Consider the following 22,929-nt stretch of genomic DNA (forward strand, 5'->3'; position numbering starts at 1 on the left):
TGTATTTTCTAGTTTATACAAGTTTATCTTATTTCTATTTTCTCATATTATATAACGAGACCAATTTTCTCATCATAAAAAAGGTAATTACCTTTATTAAAATACTTGTCTTAATTCAAATACCAGCAATACTTATAAAATATGTATTAATTGGACAAACGGAACATGGTGGAATAGGTACTTTATCAATTAACGCAGGCAGTGTTTCAACTATATTTCCTTTGTTTGTTATCACGATATTATTCTGCCTGTATTTATTTAAAAATAAGAGCAAATACCTGATTTACATCTTCCTTTTTAGTCTTATGGGAATTGTAGGAAACAAAAGAGCTATTCTCTTTTTTGTTCCTATAATCTTGTTACTAATCACTATTTTGTTTGTGAAGCTTGAAAAAGCCAGACAGATTTCGAATTTTTGGAGTAAGATTAGTTTAGCTTGTACAATTGGAATAGCAGTTTTTTATATTACTGCCAGAACCAATAAAACTCTAAATCCAGAGCATAGTAACTGGGGAAGTTTCGATCTAAATTATATTATCACTTACGTGGATAATTATACCAGCTCCAAATCAAATGACAAATACCAAATGAGAAGAAAAGATGGATTGGTTTATTTTATCAATTACACTTTAGAATCTCAACCACAACAAATGTTATTGGGTGATGGTGCAGGTAAATTAATTGAATCAAAATATAATATGCGTATTGGATCCATAAAGAATGAGTATGGTGTTAGATATGGAGGAAGAATGGGCTTTGTGTGGTTGCTGCTGCAAATAGGATTGTTGGGTACCATCGTTTATCTGCTTTTTTATATACGATTGTTCACTATGGTTTTAAACAAATACAGAAGTAATCCAATTTACCTGGCTTTTCTAGCACTTACAATTGTCTTTTTTATGGATACCATTATTTATTCAAACGTATTTTTAAGATATGAGTACCTAAAAGGCTTGTACTTTATTATTCTTGCTTTGATACTGCTCGATCAGAAATACAAAACAAACTACTTTTCGAAAATGATAAATTTTTGATGAGTGAAAAACCAATGGTAAAATAATCATCCCAATGAAAGTGTTAATAATAAGTTCTTTACCTCTTGATTTGAATTCGGTTAAAGGAGGTGTTGATGCTGTGATTATTAATTTAATAAGAGGATTTAAACAATTTCCTGAGGTCAATTTTTTAATTCTATCAGTGGGAAAAACAGAAAGTAGAAAAAGTGTAAAACTAGAAGATCATATTACCATTGAATACATACCCAAAAAGCAGTTTATTGGAGGAGATTTGTACTATTATTTGTTTCATGTGCAAAAAAGTGTTCGTGAAGTAATCGAAAATTATAATCCCGACATTATACATCTACATGGAAGTTCGCCAATACTATTTTGTTTGAGAGGATTAAACAAAAAGAATGTGATTATTACTCAGCATGGTATTATGGCTGAGGAATTGAATTATCAGAATACAATTGCAAGAAAGATTAAGTTTTGGATCAAAAAAGTGATCGAACACTATTATTTTCCAAAATTTATGAATTATATATTCATTTCAAATTATAACCAGAAGTTTTTGCTTGGTTTAAAAAAGAATAATTATACTGGTAAATTAATTTACAATCCTGTTAATCCAATTTTTTTTGACTTGGAACCTCGTAAAGATTTTGGAAAAAGAATCATGTACGTTGGAGTTATCAATTATCGTAAAAATCTCATCTGTTTGTTGAAAGCACTTGCTAAAGTGAAAAATGAAATTGCTGGAGTTCATCTCGATGTAGTTGGTGATTTTGTAAACGAGGATTATAAAAATATTATAATGCAGTTTGTTGAGGAGAACAATCTATTAATGAATGTTGATTTCTTAGGTTGGAAAAGTCAGAATGAAATACTTGAATTGTACAAAACAGCTGACCTTATGGTTTTGCCTTCCCTTCAGGAATCTTTACCAGTAAGTATTGCGGAAGCCATGGCGGCAGGTAGGCCCGTTATTGCAACAAATGTTGGTGGAATTGCAGAAATGATAAGTGATAAATCTGGGTTTATATTTCAACCAAATGATGTGGAGCAACTCGAAAAGTATTTAATATGCTTTTGTAATGGAGATGTATCGTATTCTGATTTTTCTCAAAAAGCCAAAGAAGAGGCAATTAAAAAGTTTCATCCTACAGTTGTTGCTGCACAAACAATAGATTTTTATAAAAAAACAGCTAAGCTGGTTACATGATTTGATTATTGCCTATGAAAGAAGTGACCAAACCTAAAATCGGGGTGATTGGCTTAAAAGGTCTTCCGGCATACGGAGGAGCTGCTGCCGTTGGAGAAAATATAATCAATCATCTTTCGGATGAGTTTGATTTTACAATTTACTCCGTTAGTTCACATACCAATTTAAAATCCGGATACTGGAAAAGTTGTTTTCAAATTGTATTTAAGAAATTACCCTTTAAGAAAATAAATGCAGTTATATATTATCTCCGATCAGCATTGAATGCATTACTATTTAAGAAATTTGATTTGATTCATTTGCATCATCGGGATGCCACTTTTGTAATTCCATTACTAAAATTACGATATCCAATCGTTGTTACAACTCACGGAATGGTTCTTACCTCTAAATGGATACGTTATAAGTTCTTTTTTGAATTTGAGGACCGATATTTTTTGAAACACGCCAATTTTATTACTACAGTTTCTTTAAAAGATAAACGTTTGGTGAAAGAACTCATATCCGAGGAAAAAATAATGTATATCCCAAATGGAGTTGATGCTGATATAAAAATAGAATCGAAAAAAGAAAATTATATATCCTTTGCTGCTGGACGAATGCTACCTGATAAAGGCTGCCACACATTTCTTGAAGCACTTTTTTTACTTAAAGTAAAAGAAAAGGCCATTATAATGGGAGATTTAAAGCAGAATCTGGATTATAAGAAAGAGTTGTTGCAATGGCAGGAAAAAATTGGAGGGATAAAATTTACTGGATTAATTAAAGATAAAAAAAGGCTCTTTGAATTAATTGCAGGTAGTAAATTTTTTGTCTTTCCTTCCGAAAATGAATCTATGTCGATGATGTTATTGGAAGTTGCAGTTTTAAAGGTCCCCATTATTTGTTCTGATATTCCTGAAAACAGAGATGTTTTCAATGATAAAGAGGTTCTTTTCTTTAAGGTAAAAGATGCAAAAGATCTTTCTGAAAAAATTGAATTTGCTTCAAAAAATCCTGATAAAATGAAGGAATATGCGATGAATGCATATGACTGCTTAAATAAAAAATACTTGTGGTCGCAAATAGCTCGAGAGTATAAAAATGTATTTAATAGGTTTATATAAATGGCAATTAATACCACGATACATAAAAGCCTTACAAGTAGTCCCAAGCTTAAAGTAATTAATGATGCAAGCTTGGTAAACCATAAATTCTGGAGTGAATTTGTTCGTAATCATCCTCAGGGAAATGTTTTTCAAACGCCGCAAATGTACGCTGTGTTTGAAGAAACTGAAGGTTTTGTGCCAATTCTAATAGTGGTAATGGATGATGAGTTAATAAAGGGAATACAACTGGCGGTTATTCAGCAAGAAACCAAAAGAAATTTGGGCATATTTTCGAGACGTGCTGTTATAAGAGGAGGTCCACTTATAGACGAAAATGATAAGGAGGTCTTGAAATTAATTTTGGATGAATATAATGACATAATTAAAGATAAGGTACTCTATACTCAAATTCGGAATTGGTTGATACTTCACCCAATAAATCAGTTTTTCTTAAATGTAATTACAAGTATTTGGACCATCTTAATATTTTGCTGGATTTGAATCAGGACGAGGAAGAAATTTGGTCAAATATAAAGAATAGTAAAAGACATAGCATTCGAAAAGCAATACGCGAAGGGGTGGCTGTTAAAATGGAAACATCGGAAAGTAATCTGGGAAACACTTATGAGATATTATTGCAAGTATATAATCGGATAAAATTACCTTGTCCGAATATGGATTTCTTTAAAAATTGTAAAGCTCATTTTCAGAATGATCCCCGCTTTCTTGTTTTTACGGCCAATTGGGAAGACAAAACCATTGCTTTTCGCTATGTCTTAGCTTATAAGAAAGTGTTATATATTACTTATGCAGGAGGTCTAGAGGAATATTATTCTAAAAATGCAAATGATCTCTTAAACTGGGAATTGTTTTTATGGGGAAAAGAAAATGGTTATACAGTTTATGATTTGCAGGGGCAGGAAGTCCAAATGCAGATTATGGAGTTAGGACCAATAAATTACGATTTGGAGGAAAGTTGTACAATCCAGGTAGATATCAAAAAATACATCAACCTCTGCTTTTTTACTTTGTTAAAGTAGCATTTTTTTTAAGGCGAAAGCTTCTACTTAAAAAAACATGATTGTATTTAGGATTAATAACTATCATTTTGTTCTTAAAATTAGAGCTTTTTAATTGTAAATGATTATTTGCTTTGCAATTCGACTTTACTATAGATACATATCTGAAACTACTTGCGAAATTTGAGGAAAAAGGTTATCAGTTTCAATCATTCTCTGATTATTTAAAAAGTCCTCAACAAAAAGTAGTAATTCTGCGGAATGATGTAGATAAATTGCCTGAAAATTCATTGAGATTTGCTCGAATTCAATCTAACCTGGGAATAAAAGGGAGCTATTATTTTAGATCGGTTAGGGAGAGTTGGGATGAAGGAATAATAAAGGAAATTTCGAATCTAGGACACGAAATAGGTTATCATTATGAGAACCTGGCCATTGCTGCTAAACTTGCTCTATCGCATAATCATAAAAATAATTCGAGCGATATTCTGGATCTTGCATTATTAGATTTTAAAAATCAGTTGAACAGGTTAAGAGGTATTGTTCCTGTAGAAACAATATGTATGCATGGAAGTCCAACCTCAATATACGACAGTAAAGACTTGTGGAAAAAATTTAATTATTCTGCTTTTGGAATTATAGGAGAACCATATTTTGATATTGACTTTAGTAGAGTATTTTATCTAACGGATACCGGTAGGTGTTGGAATGGATTCAATGTAAGTGTTAGAGATAAAATAAAAAAATATCAGAAAATATGGAATGCGAATGGAATGGTTTATAAATCCTCTTTTAGTATCATTAAAGCACTCGATAATAACGAATTGCCAAATCAAATCATGATGACTTTCCACCCCCCAAAGATGGAATGACTTAAACTATGCTTGGTGCAAGGAACTCATTTTTCAAACTCTTAAAAATCCTTTAAAGAAAGGGTTGCTTCGTTTTCGAAAAATCTAAGATGTCCTTTTACAATAACAAACATATTACACTGATTAAATACTGTTTGTTTAATACTGAAATGGTGACTTTACCGTAAGTTTCAATTTCTAATTGACTCTAAATCCCGATTGTTATGAATGAAGAGTATAAAGTAGTTGACAAGTTTATAAAGGTTGAAAGATATATACAATCGAATAGAACTTCTCACAAGTTCACAATCTATCGTAATAACTATAGTGATCTTGCTAAGGAAATTGGAGACAATGGATTCAATTTTATTAGTAAATATTTTAATCGCTATAACTCAAGGCACATTATAATAAGTTCGAGGAATTTTGAAGATATAAGTAAGTTAACCGGGAAAAATTATAAATTATTGGCCAGCATAGAGCCAATTAATAACATGATAAGTATCAATGAGTTTTTTGGATCTATAAATTCTAAGCTAGAAGATGGAGGTATCTTTATTTGCCGTTTTAAGGATCAAGAGAAAGTAGAAGAAAAGATATTAAACTCATCTCCATTTCCTGTTAATCTGATTAGATATACTATCTATTTTATTTATAGAAGGGTTTTTCCAAAATTATCCATTACTCGCAAACTATTTTTCTTTCTAACAAAAGGGAAAAACAGGTCGCTGCGTAGGTTAGAGGTGATTGGACGCTTATATGCCTGTGGATATGAGCTGGAATCGGAATATAAATGTGATGATTACACCTACTTACTTGTAAAAAAGCGTAAGATACCTGTTTTCGATAAATATTCTTCCTATGGTCTGTTGTTTAAAATGAGGCGTATAGGAAAAGGGGGAAAGGAAATATTTGTATACAAACTAAGAACAATGGTACCTTTTTCAGAGTATTTACAGGATTATTTTATCAAAAAAAACAGCCTGGCCAAGGGAGGGAAGATTTGTAATGATATCCGAGTTACTCCTCTTGGTAAAATTCTTCGAAAATTCTGGATTGATGAAATTCCTAACTTCATAAACCTTTTAAAAGGTGAAATGAAATTAGTAGGAGTTCGGCCTATTAGCAAGCAGTATTTATCTTTATACGATGAGGAACTTAGGAACCTTAGAAAATTAGTCCGCCCAGGAATTATTCCTCCTTTTTATGCAGATATGCCGGAAACACTTGATGAGATCCAACAATCCGAAAAGAAGTACATTAAAGAATATCTAAAGAAACCTTTATCTACCGACTTAAGATATCTGTATATGGCAATAAAGAATATTACAACCAAAAGAGTACTCAGTAAATAAAATAGGGATATTTTAAATAAAACTCCGTAAATTAAATAGTTAGATTGATATACCTCCTGTTATAAATAGAATATTACTAATAATAAAAATCATGTCGGACTCAGATAATTTTATAGAAAAAATGGTATTTGAGGAAAAGAATCGAATAATGGCATTTCGAAATGAACTTTTGTCAAAGTGGTATTGGTTTGCAATCTTTGTTATTCTAGGTGTGGTTATAGCTTATACTTATAGTTATTATTCGCCATCTAAGTTTGAAGCCCAGAGCACCATATTGGTACAAAATGAATCAAATAACCTGCATGGAAAAGATTTTTTTAATAGTGAAAGAAACTTCACTCTCAATAATATTCAGGATCATATTGGAGTCTTGAAATCAAAATTGTTAACTAATAGGGTAATACAAAATTTAAATTGGAGAAGTTCCTGGTCTCAAAAAATGTTGTTTTATGAAGTTGACCTTTATGGTAACGAGCCATTTACAGTAACTGAAAGATTAAACTCACTTAATCCCAAAGGTATTCCTATTTGTATTACAATGCTTTCCGAAGAAGAATTTCTCATTAGGATAGATGAGAGTGAAACAAAAGATGCTATTCTGCAAAAGGGTAGGTTCGGAGAACCATTCGAAAATGAATATTTTGCGTTTACTCTTGACCTAAAGCCAAATTTGATTGTACCCGAAGGTGGAGTATTGTCTTGTTTTTAATGACTTAGAAAGCCTTAGCTTGAAGCTGTTATCTTCTCTGGATGTATCACTACAAGATTTATCAGGTAATCTTATTGCAATAAAAATGAGGGGAGTCCATCCTGCAAGAGTCGTTGATTTTGTAAATGAATTAAGTAAAGTATATATCGAATATGAATTGACTGAAAAAAATAGAATCTCAAGCAACACAATGAGGTTTATTGATACACAATTACAAGATGTAACTGATTCATTAAACCAAACCGGACATCAGTTTAGTGATTTTCAATCGCAAAATAAGAGCCTGAATTTGGAACAGGAGTCTAAATTAATTAGTTCCGACTTGAAGAAGCTTGAGAATGAATATTCAATTGCAGAGAGGAAATTAAATTATTATAAAAGCTTAAATAAATATTTAAATAATAGTTCTCATTTTGAGAAAGTGGAACGCAACTTGCAAAATGAATTTGAAGGTGACAATGGAATTAAAACAATGATAGTGCCCTCGGTAGTTGATATAACCGATCCGATTTTAAATAATCTTGTCTTGAAATTAGCGGATTTAACTAGCAAAAGAGAAGTGCTATCTTATAGTGCAAAAGAAAATGAACCAAATATGCTGGTTTTGGAAAAGGAAATTAGGCATACGAAGCAAAGTTTGAAAGAAAACCTGACAAATCTATTGATTAACTCTGAAAGAGATTTAAAAAGTATTGAAAAGCGCTTAAGTGATCAAAAAAAGCTAATTGCTGGTTTACCCAAGATCGAAAAAAAGTTTATAAATATTAAAAGAAGGTATGATTTAAATAACGATTTATATAATTTTTTACTTAAAGCAAGAGCAGAAGCGGAGTTAACTATTGCATCTAACGTTTCTAATTCTCAAATTATAGATCAGGCTTCTTTACTATCAGTAAAAAAGTAGGGCCAAACACACTTTTAAATATGTTGATTGGCTTGGTTCTTGGTGTATCATTACCATTCTTATTTTTCAAAACATCCTATTTTTTTAATAATACTATAAGTAGTATTTATGAACTTGAAAAAGTAACAAAACTACCGGTTTTAGGCTTTATAACCCACAACAAACACAAAAAAGAGGTTTTGGTTGCAAAACGCCCTCTTGCCGAGATAACCGAATCATTTAGAAGCCTAAGAACAGATATGGAAAATTTATTAGCTGATCATACACAAAAGATAATCTCAGTTCAATCTGTAATCTCAGGAGAAGGTAAGTCGTTTGTTAGTGTAAATCTTGCAGCAATCCTGGCTATGAATCACCGCAATGTAATACTTGTTGAAACGGATATGCGTAAACCTAAATTGAGCAAAATTTTTGGTGTTTGTGGTTCATCTGGAATGAGTAGTTATCTAGAAGATATGGAGAACTTTAAAGATATTATATACCCAACTCAAATTGATAATCTAAGTTTTATTCCTGCTGGTCCATTGCCAATTAATCCAGCCGAACTTATGACTAATGGTAGGTTTAGTAAATTTATAGAAACACTTAAAAGTCGTTACAATTACATTGTCCTTGATAATGCGCCGGTATCGGCCGTAACCGATGGATTACTTTCTGGTAAATATGCGGATATTAACCTATTTGTTTTAAGACATAGATACAGTAGAAAAGATCAGGTAGAATTTATAGATAAGCTGGTAGAAAAAGGCACTGTTAATAATGCAAAACTGCTGTTAAATGATTTTAAGTATACCAAATTTTCATTTGGTAGAAAACCATATGGCAAAGGTTATTATAGTGATGATATTCATATGCTTAAAAGGGTGATGTGATTGTGAGAAAATGAAAAATTAGGGGAATATTATTGAATGCAGGTTTATAAAATCATATTTGGTTGATCGAAGTTATTGTAGTGGATACTTCAGTTTCGTCACCTTTCTTTATTGGGAAAGGTGTTTTTTTTTGTATTCCTTAGTGGTATTGATTTAATTTTCTGTTCAAATAATTAATTTTACTCAACGAATAACTACTAACCAATTTTTAATGTCAGAAAATAAAATAATACCTCCCAAATATTTTATTTGGGAAACTCATGGGATTCATGCAGGTACGGGAAACGATCATGTGAAACATGGTGTGGACGAGTTGGAGAAAATTACCGAAATGGCAATTGAGAAGGCTCACCCCAACATTTCATTTATTATTCATACCCCAAGGTTAACACGCTTTCGATATGCAGCAGAGGAGCGTTTGGGCGTAAAATTTATACGAGGAGATAATGCTTATTTTCATTATCCTGAGAAAATAGACGCGCTTAAAGAAAAATATGGCAATCAAATTTCAATTCGGTATGGGATCGAATTGGAATGGTTGGGACCAAATTTAGGGATGCAGTGGAATCGATCCAAAATTTTTCAAGCACAGAATGCTGATTTTGTAATTGGCTCATTACATTTTTCCAAAGAAGGGATACCTTATGACGGATCACAGGAAGAGACAGATAAGCTCATAGAGATAAGAGGAGGAGTTGAGAATTATTGGTTAGGATATATTGAGGAGTTGATTGAGATGATTGATACAAGTTGGGAGATGATTCAAATCGTAGGTCATCTTGATTTGCCTAAGCTGTATGCGCCTATTCCAGAACCATTATTGGAGTTGGAAACTTCCGATCATATTCTCGCAAGAAGAATGCGTTTCCTTTTGGAGATGATTAGTGAATACAATTTGACTCTTGATGTGAATCTGGCTGGTATCAATAAAGGTTGTGGAATTTATCCTGATATGTCCATTCTAAAAAGGGCTAAACAATTGGATATTCCAATTGCATTGGGTACCGATACCCATACTACCCAAAATTTGGGTAATCACTATAAAACTGGAATAGAATATGCATACGAGGCAGGGTACAAACATTACGTAAGTTTTTCCAAATCGATACCAGAGAAAAGACCATTGAGAAATTCAGGTTTTAAAGAGGAAAAATACAAGGTAATGAACTTGGGAATTGAGATGCTAAATTTAAGATTTGAAGATCGCAAACAAAGACGAATTCCTAAATTCTCTTTCGGTGGAGAATACCGAACTTTTCTCGAACATCATAAGAATGCCACCTCTTTGGGAGAGTTTGATGCCATTCGCATAAGAAAAGGTGAAAAATCGATTACAATTAGCAATTCCAGACCCGAAAATGGAAAGCAGAAAATAAAAGGATTGTTTTCTCATCATAAGGATAAGCCTGGAGTTCTCTCGATGATTTTTAATGCTTTGGCTTCTGAAGAAATCAATGTTGAAACTGCTTATCTAAATTCGAATAATGATGGAACTGCTACAGCGTTTTTAACTTTATCGGGAAAAGAGAAATCCATTACTGAAGCAGTAGAATTTGTAAAAGGAACAGGAGGAGATAACTTTTTCGAAATTCATGTATGCGATAAATTTGATATTCCAGAGCTTCAAAAAGGAAAGAACTACCTGCTCGAAGTGGATGGAGTTAATTTGCCAATTGCTATCAGTAAACATATGATCTTATCGATTCATAACAATTCTTCCGGTATTTTATTGATTCTATTATCTGCATTAGCATCTCGAAGTATAAATGTAAAAGATTTAAAATTAGGACAAAGAGGCAATAAGGGATATGCAATTTTGGGGATTGATGGAAATTCTCAATTGGTCTCTGATGTGCTGAAGAAATTAGGCCCTCAGTTTTTTGAAACTACACATTTGCAATTAACAAGCGAAGGAATTTAATTATTATGTTTTGGAAACGATAAGCGAGAAAAGAAATCAAATCTTACAAGAAATTATAGAATTCTATAAAATTCAACCAGGAATAACTAATGAACTTCTTGAGAAACTTGAAGAGTATTTACTTTTAATGAACTCAATAACTATTGAGGCCTTAAATGATTTGAAAGAATTGTCCTGTTACCAGGTAAATCTCACAGATGCAATTGATGTTTTAAATACCTTCATAAATTCTGTTGTAGAGGAAAGCGATAAAATATTTCCCAATGAAGATTTAGAAATATTACCATTGGATTATGCTGATGAGATTTCGCTTAATGAATTACAGATTCTGGAGTATCTTAACAATTTGAATCAATCAGATTTGAATCGGTTCAAATTACAGAATGCTTTGCAAGAGGTGGATGATAAGTTGTATGAAGATGAGTTCCCAGAAATGATTATGAATATTATCGAAAAACTTATTCTGGCAATTAACTCAGATAGGATTGTTAAGGTAGAAGATTTAATGTAATTGTTTGATGTATTTAGATAAAGCTTGTTTGTTAAGTAGCTTAATGGTAAGTGGTTCATTTACTTCAAGCTCTTTGATCATTTCAAAGGATTGAGATTCGAGAAATTCAGTCACGTCATTCATGCTTCTCCACTCCGATAGAACTATTAATTCATTTTTCTTTCGTGACGTTTGATAAATCTTGCAAGACAATTCTCCACCGATTTTCCGATACTCCAAAAAACGATCGAAGGATTCTCTCCAGGAGTTAATATCTTTTGTTGGTTGTTTTAGTAGCAGATATACCATTACTTTTGTGACTAATTGCCTTAAAATTAGTTAAAATAATAAAGTACCTAATAATAAATTGATTATAGTCATAAAAAATAGGATAATCTTATCTTTTTTTAGTTTGAAAGTAAAATTCAATTAAACTTTTAAGCTATTGATTGACTCTTGGTATTTAAATGAATACTCTAACTGTTTAAGTTTATCTCAATTAATAATTCTAGAATTTTATTAATCTGTCAGGTATGCAATCTACAGTGTTACTCCGAGTTTGGAGGAATGGACACAATAAATCAACATTAAAAAATACGTTACCAAAATTAGAATTGATTTAGGGGGGTAACTCAAAATAGGATTCATAAATATCTCTTTTCTATAATAATTTTAATTTTTCAAATGGTAGGAGTGGACTCTTTAATATGTTTTCCATTTTTCATGAAATTTTCAGTCAGAAGCAAAGTCAATCATTCGTATCCTAATTGCTTTATCTGTATTTTGGAACGTTTTATTCATGTAAAATGATCTAAAAATATCGTTGCTTTTAATTAAATTTATTTTGAATGATTAAATATATTGGCAATGGTAAGATTATGAAAGAAACTTGAATTATTTTAGTATTAAAGATATTAAAATCCTTTTAGAGGTTTTATTATTTTCATAATAATTAAAGTGGTCAATATCTATTCTATGTACTTACTGAAATTAGGAGGTTTTTTGAATAATTACCTTTATATTTGAATCGGCTTGTTACTTCTGCTTTGAAGGGGTTGTAACAAATTAGCAAACAAATTCCGTTTTTATGTCATTACAAATTCGAGAAAATCTACAAAAATTATTTGTTCTAGGAATTAGCTATAGAAAAACGGCTCTGGATGTTAGGGGGATGTTTTCTTTATCTTCAGAAGATCAGGAAAACTTGTTGAAAGAGGCGAAAGAGCAACAAATTGAAGGTATGGTAATCATATCTACTTGTAATCGTACCGAAATTTATGCGCACTCTTCAGAGGTCCAAATCATCACAGATCTGTTTTTAAAATACTGCAAAGGGAATAGAAATGATTTAAATTACAACGGATACACTCTATATGGAAATGAATGTATTCGTCATTTATATAAGGTAACAGCGGGTTTAGATTCGCAAATTATAGGCGATTTTCAGATTGTTGGACAGGTTAAAAATGCCTATCAGCAGTCAGAGCAAATGGGAATGGTGAATTCATTTATGAATCGATTGTTTTCATTTGTATTTCAGGCAAGCAAGAAAATTAAGAACGAAACAGATATTAGCAAAGGTGCAGCTTCTGTTTCTCATGCAGCAGTTCAGTATATTAAAGATAAAGTTTCGACACTTGAAACTTGTAATTTCCTTCTTTACGGAACTGGTGATATTGGAAAAGATACTTGTGGGAACCTGTTGAAGCATATGAACAATCGTTCACTAACTTTGGTAAACAGAACCATTGAAAAAGCAGAGGCATTAGCTAATAGATATGATATTCAACATCAACCAATCGATAAATTAACTCAGGAAGTTGAAAAAGCAGAAGTCATAATTGTTGCAACTGGTGCTACAAAGCCAACTTTAACACTTGATCATTTTAAAGGGATAGAATCATGTAAGTTGGTTCTGGATCTTTCAGTGCCACGTAATGTTGATACAGCAATTGATAATTTGGAAAATGTTTTGGTTATAACTGTTGATGAGTTATCAAAACATATTTCAGAAGCCATTGATCAGCGTAAAGCATGCATTCCTGATGCAGAGAAAATCATTCAAGCTTCAATAGGCGAATTTTATGGTTGGTTAGAGGTAAAGTACCTTTCTCCGGTAATTGTGGCTTTAAAAGAAAATCTGCAAAATGTACAAAGAAAGGAGCTCGATTACCACAAAAATAAACTATCTGAAGATGAGTTGAAAAAGGTAGAACACATTACCAATAACATTGTGAATAAGATTGCCAGAGCATGTATCAATCACTTGAAAGATCATCACAAAAAGCAATCGAGTCCAATGGAAACACTAAATATGATTTTTAAAGATATGGATTCGTAAAGCTTTTATGAGCTTTCGATAAAAAGCTGTATAAACAAGTTTTATATGGCTTTTTTATTTCCAAATAACCTAGAAATACAATCCTAAATGTCAGCTAAGAAGAAAATAAGAGTTGCAACTCGCCCAAGTTTGCTTGCTTATACTCAAACAATGCAAACTGTTGAATTGTTGCAGAAAGCCAATCCTGATGTTGAATTTGAAGTGATTAAATTTAGCACACAAGGCGATAGAGTTTTGAATCGATCATTAACAGAATTTGGAAGTACAGGTCTGTTTGTAAAAGAATTAGAACATGCACTTCTTGAAGGTGAGGCTGATATTGCCGTGCATAGTTTAAAGGATGTGCCAAGCTTCCATCCTGAGGGATTAAAATTGGTTGCTTTTCCTGAACGTGAAGATGTTCGAGATGTATTCATAAGTCGCGATGGAAGTACAATTGACCAGATGCCTGAAGGATTTGTTTTGGGAACGGGAAGTCCTCGCAGAAGAGTTCAATTGGCAGATTTAAGACCTGATACCAACTTTAAAGAAATCAGAGGGAATATTGATACCAGAGTGCAAAAGTTAATGGATGGTGAGTATGACGCCATTATTCTTGCTGCTGCAGGTATGAATCGATTGGGTAAGGAATTCCAGGAGAAATTACTTTTAGATGTTGATCAGTGCATTCCAGCAATTGGCCAAGGTGCAATTGCCATTGAATGTAGAGACAATGATGAGGAAACCATTGCTTTAGTGAAGAAGGTAAATCATGAACCTACCATGCATGCAGTTCTGGCTGAACGTGCTTTTATGGCAGAAATTGAAGGAGGTTGTAAATTCCCATTGGCAGCGCATGCAGTGGTGAGCGATGAAAACTTGACCATGATTGCGATTGTAGGTGATTTAAAGACCAATCAATTCATTGTTGAGCAAATAGAAGTTACAATAGAAAATTCTGTTGAGGAGTCGACAAAATTGGCACAACAAATGAAAGATACCTGTAAGACAAAAGGAATAAATTTTTATCTTTAGGAATCCTACGGTTAAATAAAAAATAATTTCAATAAATAAAAAATTACAAAATACACACACTATGAGTTTACGTCCACTTTTTCCTGATACACGAATGAGAAGATTGCGTTACAGCAAAGTTGTTCGTGATATGGTTGCAGAAACTTCACTTTCTGTTGATGATTTAGTCATGCCTCTTTTTGTTTGTCCGGGAGAGAAGGTTAAGAATCCAATAAAAAGTATGCCAGGTAATGACCAGTTGTCAGTTGATTTATTGGTTGAAAAATGTGGAGAATTATTGGAATCAGGTGTTAAATCAGTATTGTTGTTTGGTATTCCTGAAACGAAAGATGAGGATGGAACAGTAGCAACTCACGATCATGGTATTGTACAGCAAGCCACTCGAGCAATTAAAGCAAAATACCCTGAAATGTACATCATTGCGGATATCTGTAATTGTGAATACACAACACATGGTCACTGTGGAACCATTATAGATGGTGATGTAGATAATGATCAGACTCTGGTTACTCTGGCAGCTCAAGCTGTATCATTGGCCGAAGCTGGTGTTGATATGGTAGCGCCTAGTGATATGATGGATGGTCGCATAGGATACATGAGAAAAGCTTTGGATGAGAATTGCTTCGAGAAAATTCCAATTATGGCTTACTCTGCAAAATATGCTTCAGGATTTTATGGCCCATTTAGAGATGCTGCAGAAAGTGCTCCTCAATTTGGTGATCGTTCAACTTACCAAATGGATCCTAGAAACAGTGATGAAGCAATCCGCGAAGTTGAAATGGACATTGCAGAGGGAGCCGATATTGTAATGGTAAAACCAGCCTTAAGTTATTTGGACGTGATTTATCGTACAAAGCATGAATTTAATGTGCCAGTTGCAGCTTACAATGTAAGTGGAGAGTTTTCGATGGTAAAAGCAGCAGAAGCTAACGATTGGATTGATGGAAAACGTGTAATGATGGAAATCATGATGTCAATCAAAAGAGCTGGTGCAGATATTATTATTACTTATCACGCTCAGGATGTAGCGGAAATCCTTAAATCAATGAATAATTAACAATGAACAATTAATAATAATTAGATGGCCTAGTGGTTATTTGATTTCAGTTGTGTTTGTTGCTAATTATTAATTACTAATTACTAATTGTTAATTATACATGAGCCAATCTATATTTTTAGATACTATTAACGGAGTTAAAAGAGAAAGACCACCAATGTGGTTTATGCGTCAGGCGGGAAGAGTATTGCCATCGTACATGAAACTAAGAGAAACCTATGGTTTTAAAGAGATGATGGAAACTCCGAATTTGGCTGCTGATGTTACCATGTTGCCAATTCATGATTTAGGAGTTGATGCTGCAATTTTGTTTTCAGATATTCTTGTAATTCCTGAGGCTTTAGGGATGGAGTTAAGTTTTGAAGGGAAAGGTCCAAGTTTTGCAAAGGCCTTAAAAGATGTTGCTGATCCTTTGAATTTCTTAACTGAAAAACCAGAAAAGCTTGATCATATTTATGCCGCAATTGACAGAATTCTTGAAATTAAACCTAAGGATATTCCATTGATTGGTTTTTGTGGTGGTCCTTTAACTACACTTTGTTACATGTATCAGGGGTTTAGTAGAAATCAAAATTTCCCTGATTTTGTTCCAGCAATATATCGCGATAAGGAATTAATGAAGAAAGTGGTGGCAAAAATCACTGAAATGAGTATTCATTATGCATTAAAACAGGTTGAGCATGGTGTTCAGGCATTTCAATTGTTCGAAACTCACGCAGGTTTAATTCCTGTTGAGTTATACAAAGAAGTATTCTTGCCATCGGTTAAAGCGATTCTGGGAGCAGTTCGTGAAAAAGGAGTGAAGACCATTTACTTGCCAAAAGGCTTGGGAACTGGTATTAATATGGTGAATTACGACTTGTGTGATTGTGTTAGCGTTGATTGGCAAATGCCATTGCACGAAGTAAGAAGCATTGTGGGAGAGGAGATGATTCTACAAGGAAATTTCGATCCTAGAATTCTGGAATCAACACCAGAAGCTATCGATCGTGAATTTGAGTATTACTTGAACTATGGAAGAAAAGATCACAAGTGGATTTTCAACCTTGGCCATGGTTTACTTCCATCAATTCCTGTTGAAAATGTGGAGTACTTGGTTAAGAAAGTAAAAGAATCTGATTGGGGGAGATAAGCCAATTGAATTGAGGTGGTATTTATACTGCCCTACAAAGATAAGCAAAGGAGAAAGTTAGTAAGCTTTCTCCTTTTTGTATATCTTACTGGTTAGGCAAGGTAAAATAAAAGTTTGGAACCTTTACCTACTTTCGATTTTAGCCATATTTTCCCACCAAGCAGTTCAACAAATGCCTTTGATATAGAAAGGCCTAAGCCTATACCACCATACAATTCGCTAATGGTTTCGTTGGTTTGTGTAAATCGATTAAAGATCTCATCTTGCATGTCTTCCGATATTCCAATTCCACTATCTTTTACGTAGAATTCATACACATCATTTTTAAGATTAACTCCAAATTCTATCGATCCTTTTTCGGTGAATTTGTATGCATTATTTAGCAGGTTTGTAATAATTTGATTCAGCTTGGTTTTATCTGTATAAATTTTGTGTTCACGAAGATTTTCTGGGATATGCTTGATTAAATTAATAGCATTGTCTTGGTACCTCTGTTTGTAGATATCCTCAAGACTTGTAGGATAGTATCAAGGCAGGTGTATTCAATTTTAATTTGATGTTGTTCTGTTTCTATCTCTGAAACAGTTAAGATATCTGACACTATTGATAGCAATTGATCTGAATTTTTTAGAATAACCGAAGAAAAATAATCTCTTTTCTCTTTCGTTAAATCAGGCATTGATAATAGTTCTGAAAAGCCAACAACTGCATTCAAGGGAGTTCTAATTTCATGAGAAATATTTTGCAGGAAAGCCGATTTTAAACGATTGCCTTCCTCAGCCTTTTCTTTGGCTTTTTGCAAAGCGATATTTTGCTTTTTTAGTTGATCTTGTTGTTCTTTTATGGTTTGAATCATTTCTGAGGATTTTATCTCAAATGAAGTTACCATAGCCAAGTCTAGTTCAATTACATCTTTAAATTGCTTTAGAGTTTTTTCATGAGCAGAAGAAAAATAGTTTTCCTTGTTATCCAGAATACAAATTGTGCCAAAAGGTGATTTATCGGGATATAAAATCGGGTAACCAAGGTATGCAATCATTCCCAATTCAATATCTGGATTCTGATCCCAGTCTTTATCTTTTAATGCATTTGCAACCAATAATTTTTCATTCGACTTGATTACTGTTTCACAATACAAGCCATGCCAGTCTTCTTTATCACCAGCTTTGTATGGATTGTTCTTGGAACAACTGGTAATAAACACTTCCATTTGCTGATTTTCAGCTTTCATGATTAAAGCAGCAGGTATAGAGAGAATTTCTGCCAACAAGTCGGCGATTCCTTGCCATTTGTCAAGCATCCATTTAGGCATTTCTTCTAACGCTTTCATCTTACTTTACTTTTATTTTATGCTCAATAAATTTAAGGAAATAATCTGTATGGTAAAAAGATTGTAAGAATCAATGTAAAACTTTTTCACATTGCATGTGTTTCTCAAATATCTATTGGTAGATTCCTATAAACAGTGTGTATAAGTTTTGTGATCATTCCATTGTTATTGATTTCTCCCACAACAGCATGTAAGTTGTTTTGATCTGAACCAACATTAATAGAAATCGTGTTGCCTATTTTTTCATACCACTTTCCTGTTATACTTGGAGATTCGTGAACATGGCCGTGCAGACTTAAGTCAGGCTTTAGTTCTTGTATTTTGTTTCGTATGGCCTTGCTCCCAATATGTTTGTTTGCATAGCACAAATCCAGGTATTCACTAAAAGGAGGTGAATGTGTAATCAAAATCTTACATTGGGGATTTATGTTTTGCAATTCTTCTTCGATACTCTGGTTTTTATCGAAATGGTCTTTTTGAATATATGTTTTGTCACCTTTTCGATTGGTTATATAAGAATCAGGAATTGGCTTGTAAGTGTCGTTTTTCAAATCTCTTAACTCATAATCTTTTCTGTGTAAAGGACCAGGGATAACAAAGGAATATCCAGCAATGGTAATATTTTCATCAATTGTAATTCCATGAGAATCAAGCTTATTGATATCATACTCATCAGGCAGTTTATTGATGGTATGAATGGCGCCTGGCCAATCGATATTACCGGGAATAAAAAGGGTTTTAATGGATATCTCTTTCAGAAAATCTTTTAGGTAAGAGTCAATAAAATTGATCTGATCCTTGAGCTGTCCCGTATGCGCAAACAGATCCCCACCAAGAATCAGGTAGTCGATATCTCCACTCTTATCAATTAACATTTTAAGTTCTTGATAAAGTGATATATTTCCATGCAGGTCAGATGTAAAAATAAACTTCATGATTTCTTGCTTTACGATTTAAAGGTATTGTATTTTGATCTTGAAGTCAATAATCACATGAAGGGAGCTTTTCCACTATGCGGGTGATGTTCTCCCATACAGTATGCAGAGCAAGCACACAGCTTGGGGTGTCTTCCAAACTATCAGGGAGGTCTTCCCAACCAATCTTTGCTGTCATCTCATCATAGAGATTTTCTTGAAAATCACTAAAAAGCTAGTTCAAATTAGTGTAGAGGATATACATATTAGTAAAAAGACTATACAATTCATGATTGAATATACAAAGATCAGTATAGAGATAGTAAAGATCAAAAATGAAATTATAAAGATCGGATCTTGATTTATATTTTAGCGATCTTCATATAATATTTAGTGATTCGCATCATCACATTACTGATCTCCATAATCTTATTACTGATTTGCAAGGATATATTTATGATCTTTACTACCATTATACTGATTCGTACGGTAAAGTTCATGTCTGGGAAACAGTTCACTACAATTTGGAAGTTGTGAATCCTGTCTTGGAAACAATCCCTCGAAGTTGGGAGAGAGTTACGCTCGTCTGGGAGATGCTACTCATGGGTTTGAACAGTCTTCCTTCTGGCATGTAGATTCTTTTTGCTTAAATAATCGCTTTTATAGCCTTTTAGGCGTTCAGGATCATTTCGAAAAGTATATTTGCCACCTTCCTTTAACTGGTTCATCAAGAGTTTAAGATAGGTATAGGCCTGGTCGCGAAAGTGCTTGGTTTCCTTTCCATCTATCTTAAAGTTATTCAATTGAGCTAATATGTCCGCTGACTCCTCACTGAGCTGTTGTGCTTGTTTCAGCTTGTTCATATCAAAACCAATTGCCTGCAGTAGATTTGAATTGAATTCTCCCAACATGGCCAATTTTCCAGTATCCATAACCAAATCGACTTGCTTTTTCTGCCTAGCCATTTTTTTTACTTTACTCAGCAGTTCAGGATGATTTCGAAAAGCAAATCGATAGGATGCGATCAGATCTTGTTTTAGACCTTCCGCTGCCTTTGCAATTTTGTTCCACTGATCCTGAATGGCAGGCATCGATTTTTTGTCTTCAATCCAAGAGGTTTGAGCCTCGCGCAAAGCCGATGTTCTTTGCTGTAGGTCATCCAAATGAGCTTGTGTAATCCCAATCTTAACCAGTTTTTCCAAATCTTTCACCATCCAGCGCGCCAAATCTTCAGCTTCCTGCAAATACACATCTACGGGAATGGAAATGTGCAGAATCTCTTCTTTCTTGATATTGGAGATTTGTTCAGATATATTCGGCTGGGAGGTAATTGTATTCATGACATCTGGTATTTTTAAATTAATAGGCTAGTATGTAATTGTCTTGTAAATTGATTGCTCCCAGAAACTGTTTACCCTTTGAATATCCATAGAAAGGACCTATTCTGTATTTGTGATATTCATCCTGATGCTGATAGCTCATCCATATAAAATGATCTTTAAAATCCTGCAGAAAATCTTGATTGTAGGCTCCTAACTGAACGGTGTATTTGTAAGGGTAGATTTGAGATTGAAGTTTGTTTTTTGTTCTTTTAGTTGTTTCGCGAACAATTGTGGTAGTAGGCAAGTCCATTTTGCCTATTATTTCACAAAACTTCAAAGCTTTTTCCTTTGATTTAAATTGTGCCAAGGGATGATTGTTTTCGTTTAGAAAAAACACTGTGAAATATAGACTTGATGTTGCTACTTTTGGCTCCTTCTTTTTTACTGTGATTTTTGTAGCAGCCTGAACAGTTTGCTGTTTATTCAGCGAAAACTGTTTCTGTTCTTCATCCTGAAATCGAATATTGTAGTAAAATATTGAAAAGCCAATAAGTCCGGTAGCAAGAGCAATTCGATAAAAGTTAATAATTCTACTCTTAACTTTAAGATGTTTTGTTAATCGTGTAAACTCTTTATCTATTGCATCTTTCCTGAGGATTTCTTTCTCTTCTTCTGTAATGAAATCATTGTTGCTTAACTTCATTTGCTTATAGCGTATTGGTTGTAAAGATAGAATTGCAAGTTAAATGTTTTTATTGATAGACAAAATATAGGAGATGTTTTTTAAGTTAATCTTGTACAACTGACAGAATAAACAAGTCCTTATCTTAATGTCGTTAATAATTTTTTGGCCCTCGAGCAAAATCCTGCTGTTCCTTGTTCCATTTGTTCTTCCAAAATAAGGGCAAGTTCGTTTTTAATATCAGGTTCCCTGCTAGAGAAGTTGTAAAGAATCTGCATGGCATGAACTTTAACCGCAACTGCAGTTGTAGCATTAATTAGTAGATCGAAACATCGGTTGATGAATTCACCTGAAATATCCCGAGGAAGCGGTTCGCAACTAATTAATTTTAGGTATTGTCTCTGTTTACTTTCATCTTCCAGTTTAGGAATCAAAGAAATCATTTTGGGAATGTATGGACGAACCAAGTTGGGATCAATACCATAAACCTTATCCATTAACCAGGTGGCACGCCAGGAATGCTTTTCATTACTGATGCACCATTCCCATAATTGCCGAACATGTTTTGGATCTTCCGCAATACTTTGTGCCGCCAACTCAGCCTCCTTTTTTATGGGAAAAGGATCTAGCAATTTCTTTAGGTCCATGAACAATGATTCTAGAATGGTAATTTATCGAGCTGAACATTTCCACCCGAAATGATGATGCCGATTTTCTGATTTTGGTACTTTTCTTTCTCTTTGATGAGCGCAGCAAGAGCGACGGCGCTTGATGGTTCTACAACAATCTTCATTCGCTCCCAAATCAATCGCATGGCGGAAACAATTTCCTTTTCTTCCACTCTGATAATGTCTTCAACATGCTCTTTGATGATAGGAAAAGTTTTGTCGCCAAGAGAAGTCAACAAACCATCTGCAACAGTATTGGGATTGGTTTGAGGAACAATTTCTCCTTTTTGAAAAGATTGCCAGGCATCATCGGCACCCATAGGCTCACCAGCAATTACTTTTGTACTTGGCGAGAAATGATGCGCAGCCAAAGCCGTTCCTGCCAATAAACCACCACCTCCAACAGGAGCAAAAATACTATCCAAATCAGGGTAATCTTCAATTAGCTCCATTGCTGCAGTTCCTTGCCCTTGAATTACATGATAATCATTGTAAGGATGAAGAAAAATGGCTCCAGTTTTGTTTACCACATCGTTTAAAGTACTTTCTCTGGCTTGTAAATTGGCTTCACATTCTATGATTTCACCACCATAACCTTTTACAGCTGCTTTTTTAATTTCCGGCGCGTTTGATGGCATTACAATATATGCTTTAATGCCTTGTAATTTGGCTGCCAGTGCCAAGGCTTGCGCGAAATTACCTGATGAGTGGGTAGCTACACCAAATTCTTTCTCGGTTTTTGATAGTTGGAGAATGGCATTGCTGGCACCGCGCATTTTAAAAGCACCCATCTTCTGAAAGTTTTCACACTTAAAGAAAAGTTCAGCTCCTACCATTTCGTTTATTAGTTGTGAGCTTAGAATAGGGGTTCGGTGTATGTAATCTTTTATTCTCTGGTGCGTGTCGAGGAGGTTCTGTTTGGTGATCATCATTTTGCCGGGGTGTTTGGTTAGTGAGTTTCTTCTTTGGATACTTTGTCTAGATTGAGATATCCATAAAGAATATGATTTATTGAGAGTCTCACTCCTTGTGAGGCT

The 22,929-nt window shown here is 33.6% G+C and carries 24 protein-coding genes; 16 read left to right on the forward strand and 8 right to left on the reverse strand.

Annotated features, from left to right (window positions below; genetic code table 11):
- From JCM15579_RS20955 to JCM15579_RS17140, 12 genes are all read left to right on the forward strand, one after another.
- Nucleotides 1–1,034: hypothetical protein (locus JCM15579_RS20955; RefSeq protein ID WP_218186215.1), on the forward strand; the 1,034-nt coding region annotated here is incomplete at its 5' end.
- Nucleotides 1,035–1,068: 34 nt separating this feature from the next.
- Nucleotides 1,069–2,223 carry a glycosyltransferase family 4 protein gene (locus JCM15579_RS17090; RefSeq protein ID WP_054722026.1) on the forward strand — a complete coding sequence of 385 codons (1,155 nt, stop codon included), beginning with the start codon at nucleotides 1,069–1,071 and terminating at the stop codon, nucleotides 2,221–2,223.
- A 14-nt stretch (nucleotides 2,224–2,237) separates the two neighbouring features.
- The gene (locus JCM15579_RS17095; RefSeq protein WP_054722028.1) at nucleotides 2,238–3,329 is read left to right on the forward strand and encodes a glycosyltransferase family 4 protein; all 1,092 of its coding nucleotides are present in this window, start codon (nucleotides 2,238–2,240) and stop codon (nucleotides 3,327–3,329) included.
- Nucleotides 3,330–3,812 carry a peptidoglycan bridge formation glycyltransferase FemA/FemB family protein gene (locus tag JCM15579_RS17100; protein WP_054722033.1) on the forward strand — a complete coding sequence of 161 codons (483 nt, stop codon included), beginning with the start codon at nucleotides 3,330–3,332 and terminating at the stop codon, nucleotides 3,810–3,812.
- On the forward strand, nucleotides 3,782–4,351 hold the full coding sequence (locus JCM15579_RS17105; protein WP_172677463.1) for a GNAT family N-acetyltransferase: 570 nt from the start codon (nucleotides 3,782–3,784) through the stop codon (nucleotides 4,349–4,351). The genes JCM15579_RS17100 and JCM15579_RS17105 overlap by 31 nt, the downstream gene beginning before the upstream one ends.
- 113 nt (nucleotides 4,352–4,464) lie before the next feature.
- Nucleotides 4,465–5,202, forward strand: coding sequence for a hypothetical protein (locus JCM15579_RS17110; RefSeq protein ID WP_054722037.1), 738 nt, complete (start codon nucleotides 4,465–4,467; stop codon nucleotides 5,200–5,202).
- A 203-nt stretch (nucleotides 5,203–5,405) separates the two neighbouring features.
- Nucleotides 5,406–6,536, forward strand: a complete 1,131-nt coding sequence (locus JCM15579_RS17115) for a sugar transferase (protein WP_054722039.1) — start codon at nucleotides 5,406–5,408, stop codon at nucleotides 6,534–6,536.
- Nucleotides 6,537–6,627: 91 nt separating this feature from the next.
- Nucleotides 6,628–7,245, forward strand: a complete 618-nt coding sequence (locus JCM15579_RS17120) for a Wzz/FepE/Etk N-terminal domain-containing protein (protein ID WP_054722041.1) — start codon at nucleotides 6,628–6,630, stop codon at nucleotides 7,243–7,245.
- A 19-nt stretch (nucleotides 7,246–7,264) separates the two neighbouring features.
- Nucleotides 7,265–8,149 carry a GumC family protein gene (locus JCM15579_RS17125; RefSeq protein ID WP_157471536.1) on the forward strand — a complete coding sequence of 295 codons (885 nt, stop codon included), beginning with the start codon at nucleotides 7,265–7,267 and terminating at the stop codon, nucleotides 8,147–8,149.
- Between the two features lie 20 nt (nucleotides 8,150–8,169).
- The gene (locus tag JCM15579_RS17130) at nucleotides 8,170–9,021 is read left to right on the forward strand and encodes a tyrosine-protein kinase family protein (RefSeq protein WP_054722045.1); all 852 of its coding nucleotides are present in this window, start codon (nucleotides 8,170–8,172) and stop codon (nucleotides 9,019–9,021) included.
- Between the two features lie 211 nt (nucleotides 9,022–9,232).
- Nucleotides 9,233–10,942: a histidinol-phosphatase HisJ family protein gene (locus tag JCM15579_RS17135; RefSeq protein WP_054722047.1), complete on the forward strand. Its 1,710-nt coding sequence runs from the start codon at nucleotides 9,233–9,235 to the stop codon at nucleotides 10,940–10,942.
- Nucleotides 10,943–10,952: 10 nt separating this feature from the next.
- Nucleotides 10,953–11,453 carry a hypothetical protein gene (locus JCM15579_RS17140; RefSeq protein WP_054722049.1) on the forward strand — a complete coding sequence of 167 codons (501 nt, stop codon included), beginning with the start codon at nucleotides 10,953–10,955 and terminating at the stop codon, nucleotides 11,451–11,453.
- On the opposite strand, the gene JCM15579_RS17145 is transcribed toward JCM15579_RS17140, so the two are convergent.
- A complete protein-coding gene (locus JCM15579_RS17145; protein WP_054722051.1) occupies nucleotides 11,445–11,741 on the reverse strand; it encodes a hypothetical protein in 297 nt (98 codons plus the stop codon). The two genes, JCM15579_RS17140 and JCM15579_RS17145, sit on opposite strands and share 9 nt — an antisense overlap.
- 778 nt (nucleotides 11,742–12,519) lie before the next feature.
- Here JCM15579_RS17145 and hemA point away from each other — a divergent pair.
- The 4 genes from hemA to hemE all read left to right on the forward strand — a co-directional run bounded on the left by hemA (nucleotide 12,520) and on the right by hemE (nucleotide 16,976).
- Complete coding sequence (gene hemA / locus JCM15579_RS17150; RefSeq protein ID WP_054722054.1) at nucleotides 12,520–13,773, forward strand: glutamyl-tRNA reductase; 1,254 nt, start codon at nucleotides 12,520–12,522, stop codon at nucleotides 13,771–13,773.
- A gap of 87 nt (nucleotides 13,774–13,860) precedes the next feature.
- On the forward strand, nucleotides 13,861–14,787 hold the full coding sequence (hemC, locus tag JCM15579_RS17155; protein ID WP_054722056.1) for a hydroxymethylbilane synthase: 927 nt from the start codon (nucleotides 13,861–13,863) through the stop codon (nucleotides 14,785–14,787).
- Nucleotides 14,788–14,848: 61 nt separating this feature from the next.
- A complete protein-coding gene (gene hemB / locus JCM15579_RS17160) occupies nucleotides 14,849–15,844 on the forward strand; it encodes a porphobilinogen synthase (protein ID WP_083464742.1) in 996 nt (331 codons plus the stop codon).
- A 100-nt stretch (nucleotides 15,845–15,944) separates the two neighbouring features.
- Nucleotides 15,945–16,976, forward strand: coding sequence for a uroporphyrinogen decarboxylase (gene hemE, locus JCM15579_RS17165; protein WP_054722058.1), 1,032 nt, complete (start codon nucleotides 15,945–15,947; stop codon nucleotides 16,974–16,976).
- Nucleotides 16,977–17,068: 92 nt separating this feature from the next.
- Here the strand turns inward: hemE and JCM15579_RS20100 are convergent, their stop codons facing one another.
- The 7 genes from JCM15579_RS20100 to JCM15579_RS17205 form a co-directional block, all read right to left on the reverse strand.
- On the reverse strand, nucleotides 17,069–17,479 hold the full coding sequence (locus JCM15579_RS20100; RefSeq protein ID WP_083464743.1) for a sensor histidine kinase: 411 nt from the start codon (nucleotides 17,477–17,479) through the stop codon (nucleotides 17,069–17,071).
- Nucleotides 17,440–18,306: a GAF domain-containing sensor histidine kinase gene (locus JCM15579_RS17175; protein ID WP_054722062.1), complete on the reverse strand. Its 867-nt coding sequence runs from the start codon at nucleotides 18,304–18,306 to the stop codon at nucleotides 17,440–17,442. Before JCM15579_RS17175 ends, JCM15579_RS20100 begins: the two co-directional genes overlap by 40 nt.
- Before the next feature lie 104 nt (nucleotides 18,307–18,410).
- Nucleotides 18,411–19,241, reverse strand: a complete 831-nt coding sequence (locus JCM15579_RS17180) for a metallophosphoesterase family protein (protein WP_054722063.1) — start codon at nucleotides 19,239–19,241, stop codon at nucleotides 18,411–18,413.
- A gap of 575 nt (nucleotides 19,242–19,816) precedes the next feature.
- On the reverse strand, nucleotides 19,817–20,560 hold the full coding sequence (locus JCM15579_RS17190; protein ID WP_054722067.1) for a hypothetical protein: 744 nt from the start codon (nucleotides 20,558–20,560) through the stop codon (nucleotides 19,817–19,819).
- A 19-nt stretch (nucleotides 20,561–20,579) separates the two neighbouring features.
- Nucleotides 20,580–21,245, reverse strand: coding sequence for a hypothetical protein (locus tag JCM15579_RS17195; protein ID WP_054722069.1), 666 nt, complete (start codon nucleotides 21,243–21,245; stop codon nucleotides 20,580–20,582).
- A 119-nt stretch (nucleotides 21,246–21,364) separates the two neighbouring features.
- Entirely contained in the window at nucleotides 21,365–21,871 is a 507-nt protein-coding gene (locus JCM15579_RS17200) for a HEAT-like fold family protein (protein WP_054722071.1), read from the reverse strand.
- Between the two features lie 11 nt (nucleotides 21,872–21,882).
- Nucleotides 21,883–22,824: a pyridoxal-phosphate dependent enzyme gene (locus tag JCM15579_RS17205; protein WP_218186216.1), complete on the reverse strand. Its 942-nt coding sequence runs from the start codon at nucleotides 22,822–22,824 to the stop codon at nucleotides 21,883–21,885.
- Between the last annotated feature and the right edge of the window lie 105 nt (nucleotides 22,825–22,929).

This window comes from Marinifilum fragile JCM 15579, from assembly GCF_001310955.1.
Taxonomy (GTDB): domain Bacteria; phylum Bacteroidota; class Bacteroidia; order Bacteroidales; family Marinifilaceae; genus Marinifilum; species Marinifilum fragile.

Bases quoted from the DNA above. Each gene is read 5' to 3' on its own strand.
- JCM15579_RS17090 (WP_054722026.1), top strand. From the start codon at position 1,069: ATGAAAGTGTTAATAATAAGTTCTTTACCTCTTGATTTGAATTCGGTT.
- JCM15579_RS17095 (WP_054722028.1), top strand. From the start codon at position 2,238: ATGAAAGAAGTGACCAAACCTAAAATCGGGGTGATTGGCTTAAAAGGT.
- JCM15579_RS17100 (WP_054722033.1), top strand. From the start codon at position 3,330: ATGGCAATTAATACCACGATACATAAAAGCCTTACAAGTAGTCCCAAG.
- JCM15579_RS17115 (WP_054722039.1), top strand. From the start codon at position 5,406: ATGAATGAAGAGTATAAAGTAGTTGACAAGTTTATAAAGGTTGAAAGA.
- JCM15579_RS17120 (WP_054722041.1), top strand. From the start codon at position 6,628: ATGTCGGACTCAGATAATTTTATAGAAAAAATGGTATTTGAGGAAAAG.
- JCM15579_RS17130 (WP_054722045.1), top strand. From the start codon at position 8,170: ATGTTGATTGGCTTGGTTCTTGGTGTATCATTACCATTCTTATTTTTC.
- JCM15579_RS17135 (WP_054722047.1), top strand. From the start codon at position 9,233: ATGTCAGAAAATAAAATAATACCTCCCAAATATTTTATTTGGGAAACT.
- JCM15579_RS17145 (WP_054722051.1), bottom strand. From the start codon at position 11,741: ATGGTATATCTGCTACTAAAACAACCAACAAAAGATATTAACTCCTGG.
- hemA (WP_054722054.1), top strand. From the start codon at position 12,520: ATGTCATTACAAATTCGAGAAAATCTACAAAAATTATTTGTTCTAGGA.
- hemC (WP_054722056.1), top strand. From the start codon at position 13,861: ATGTCAGCTAAGAAGAAAATAAGAGTTGCAACTCGCCCAAGTTTGCTT.
- hemB (WP_083464742.1), top strand. From the start codon at position 14,849: ATGAGTTTACGTCCACTTTTTCCTGATACACGAATGAGAAGATTGCGT.
- hemE (WP_054722058.1), top strand. From the start codon at position 15,945: ATGAGCCAATCTATATTTTTAGATACTATTAACGGAGTTAAAAGAGAA.
- JCM15579_RS17175 (WP_054722062.1), bottom strand. From the start codon at position 18,306: ATGAAAGCGTTAGAAGAAATGCCTAAATGGATGCTTGACAAATGGCAA.
- JCM15579_RS17180 (WP_054722063.1), bottom strand. From the start codon at position 19,241: ATGAAGTTTATTTTTACATCTGACCTGCATGGAAATATATCACTTTAT.
- JCM15579_RS17190 (WP_054722067.1), bottom strand. From the start codon at position 20,560: ATGAATACAATTACCTCCCAGCCGAATATATCTGAACAAATCTCCAAT.
- JCM15579_RS17195 (WP_054722069.1), bottom strand. From the start codon at position 21,245: ATGAAGTTAAGCAACAATGATTTCATTACAGAAGAAGAGAAAGAAATC.
- JCM15579_RS17200 (WP_054722071.1), bottom strand. From the start codon at position 21,871: ATGGACCTAAAGAAATTGCTAGATCCTTTTCCCATAAAAAAGGAGGCT.
- JCM15579_RS17205 (WP_218186216.1), bottom strand. From the start codon at position 22,824: ATGATGATCACCAAACAGAACCTCCTCGACACGCACCAGAGAATAAAA.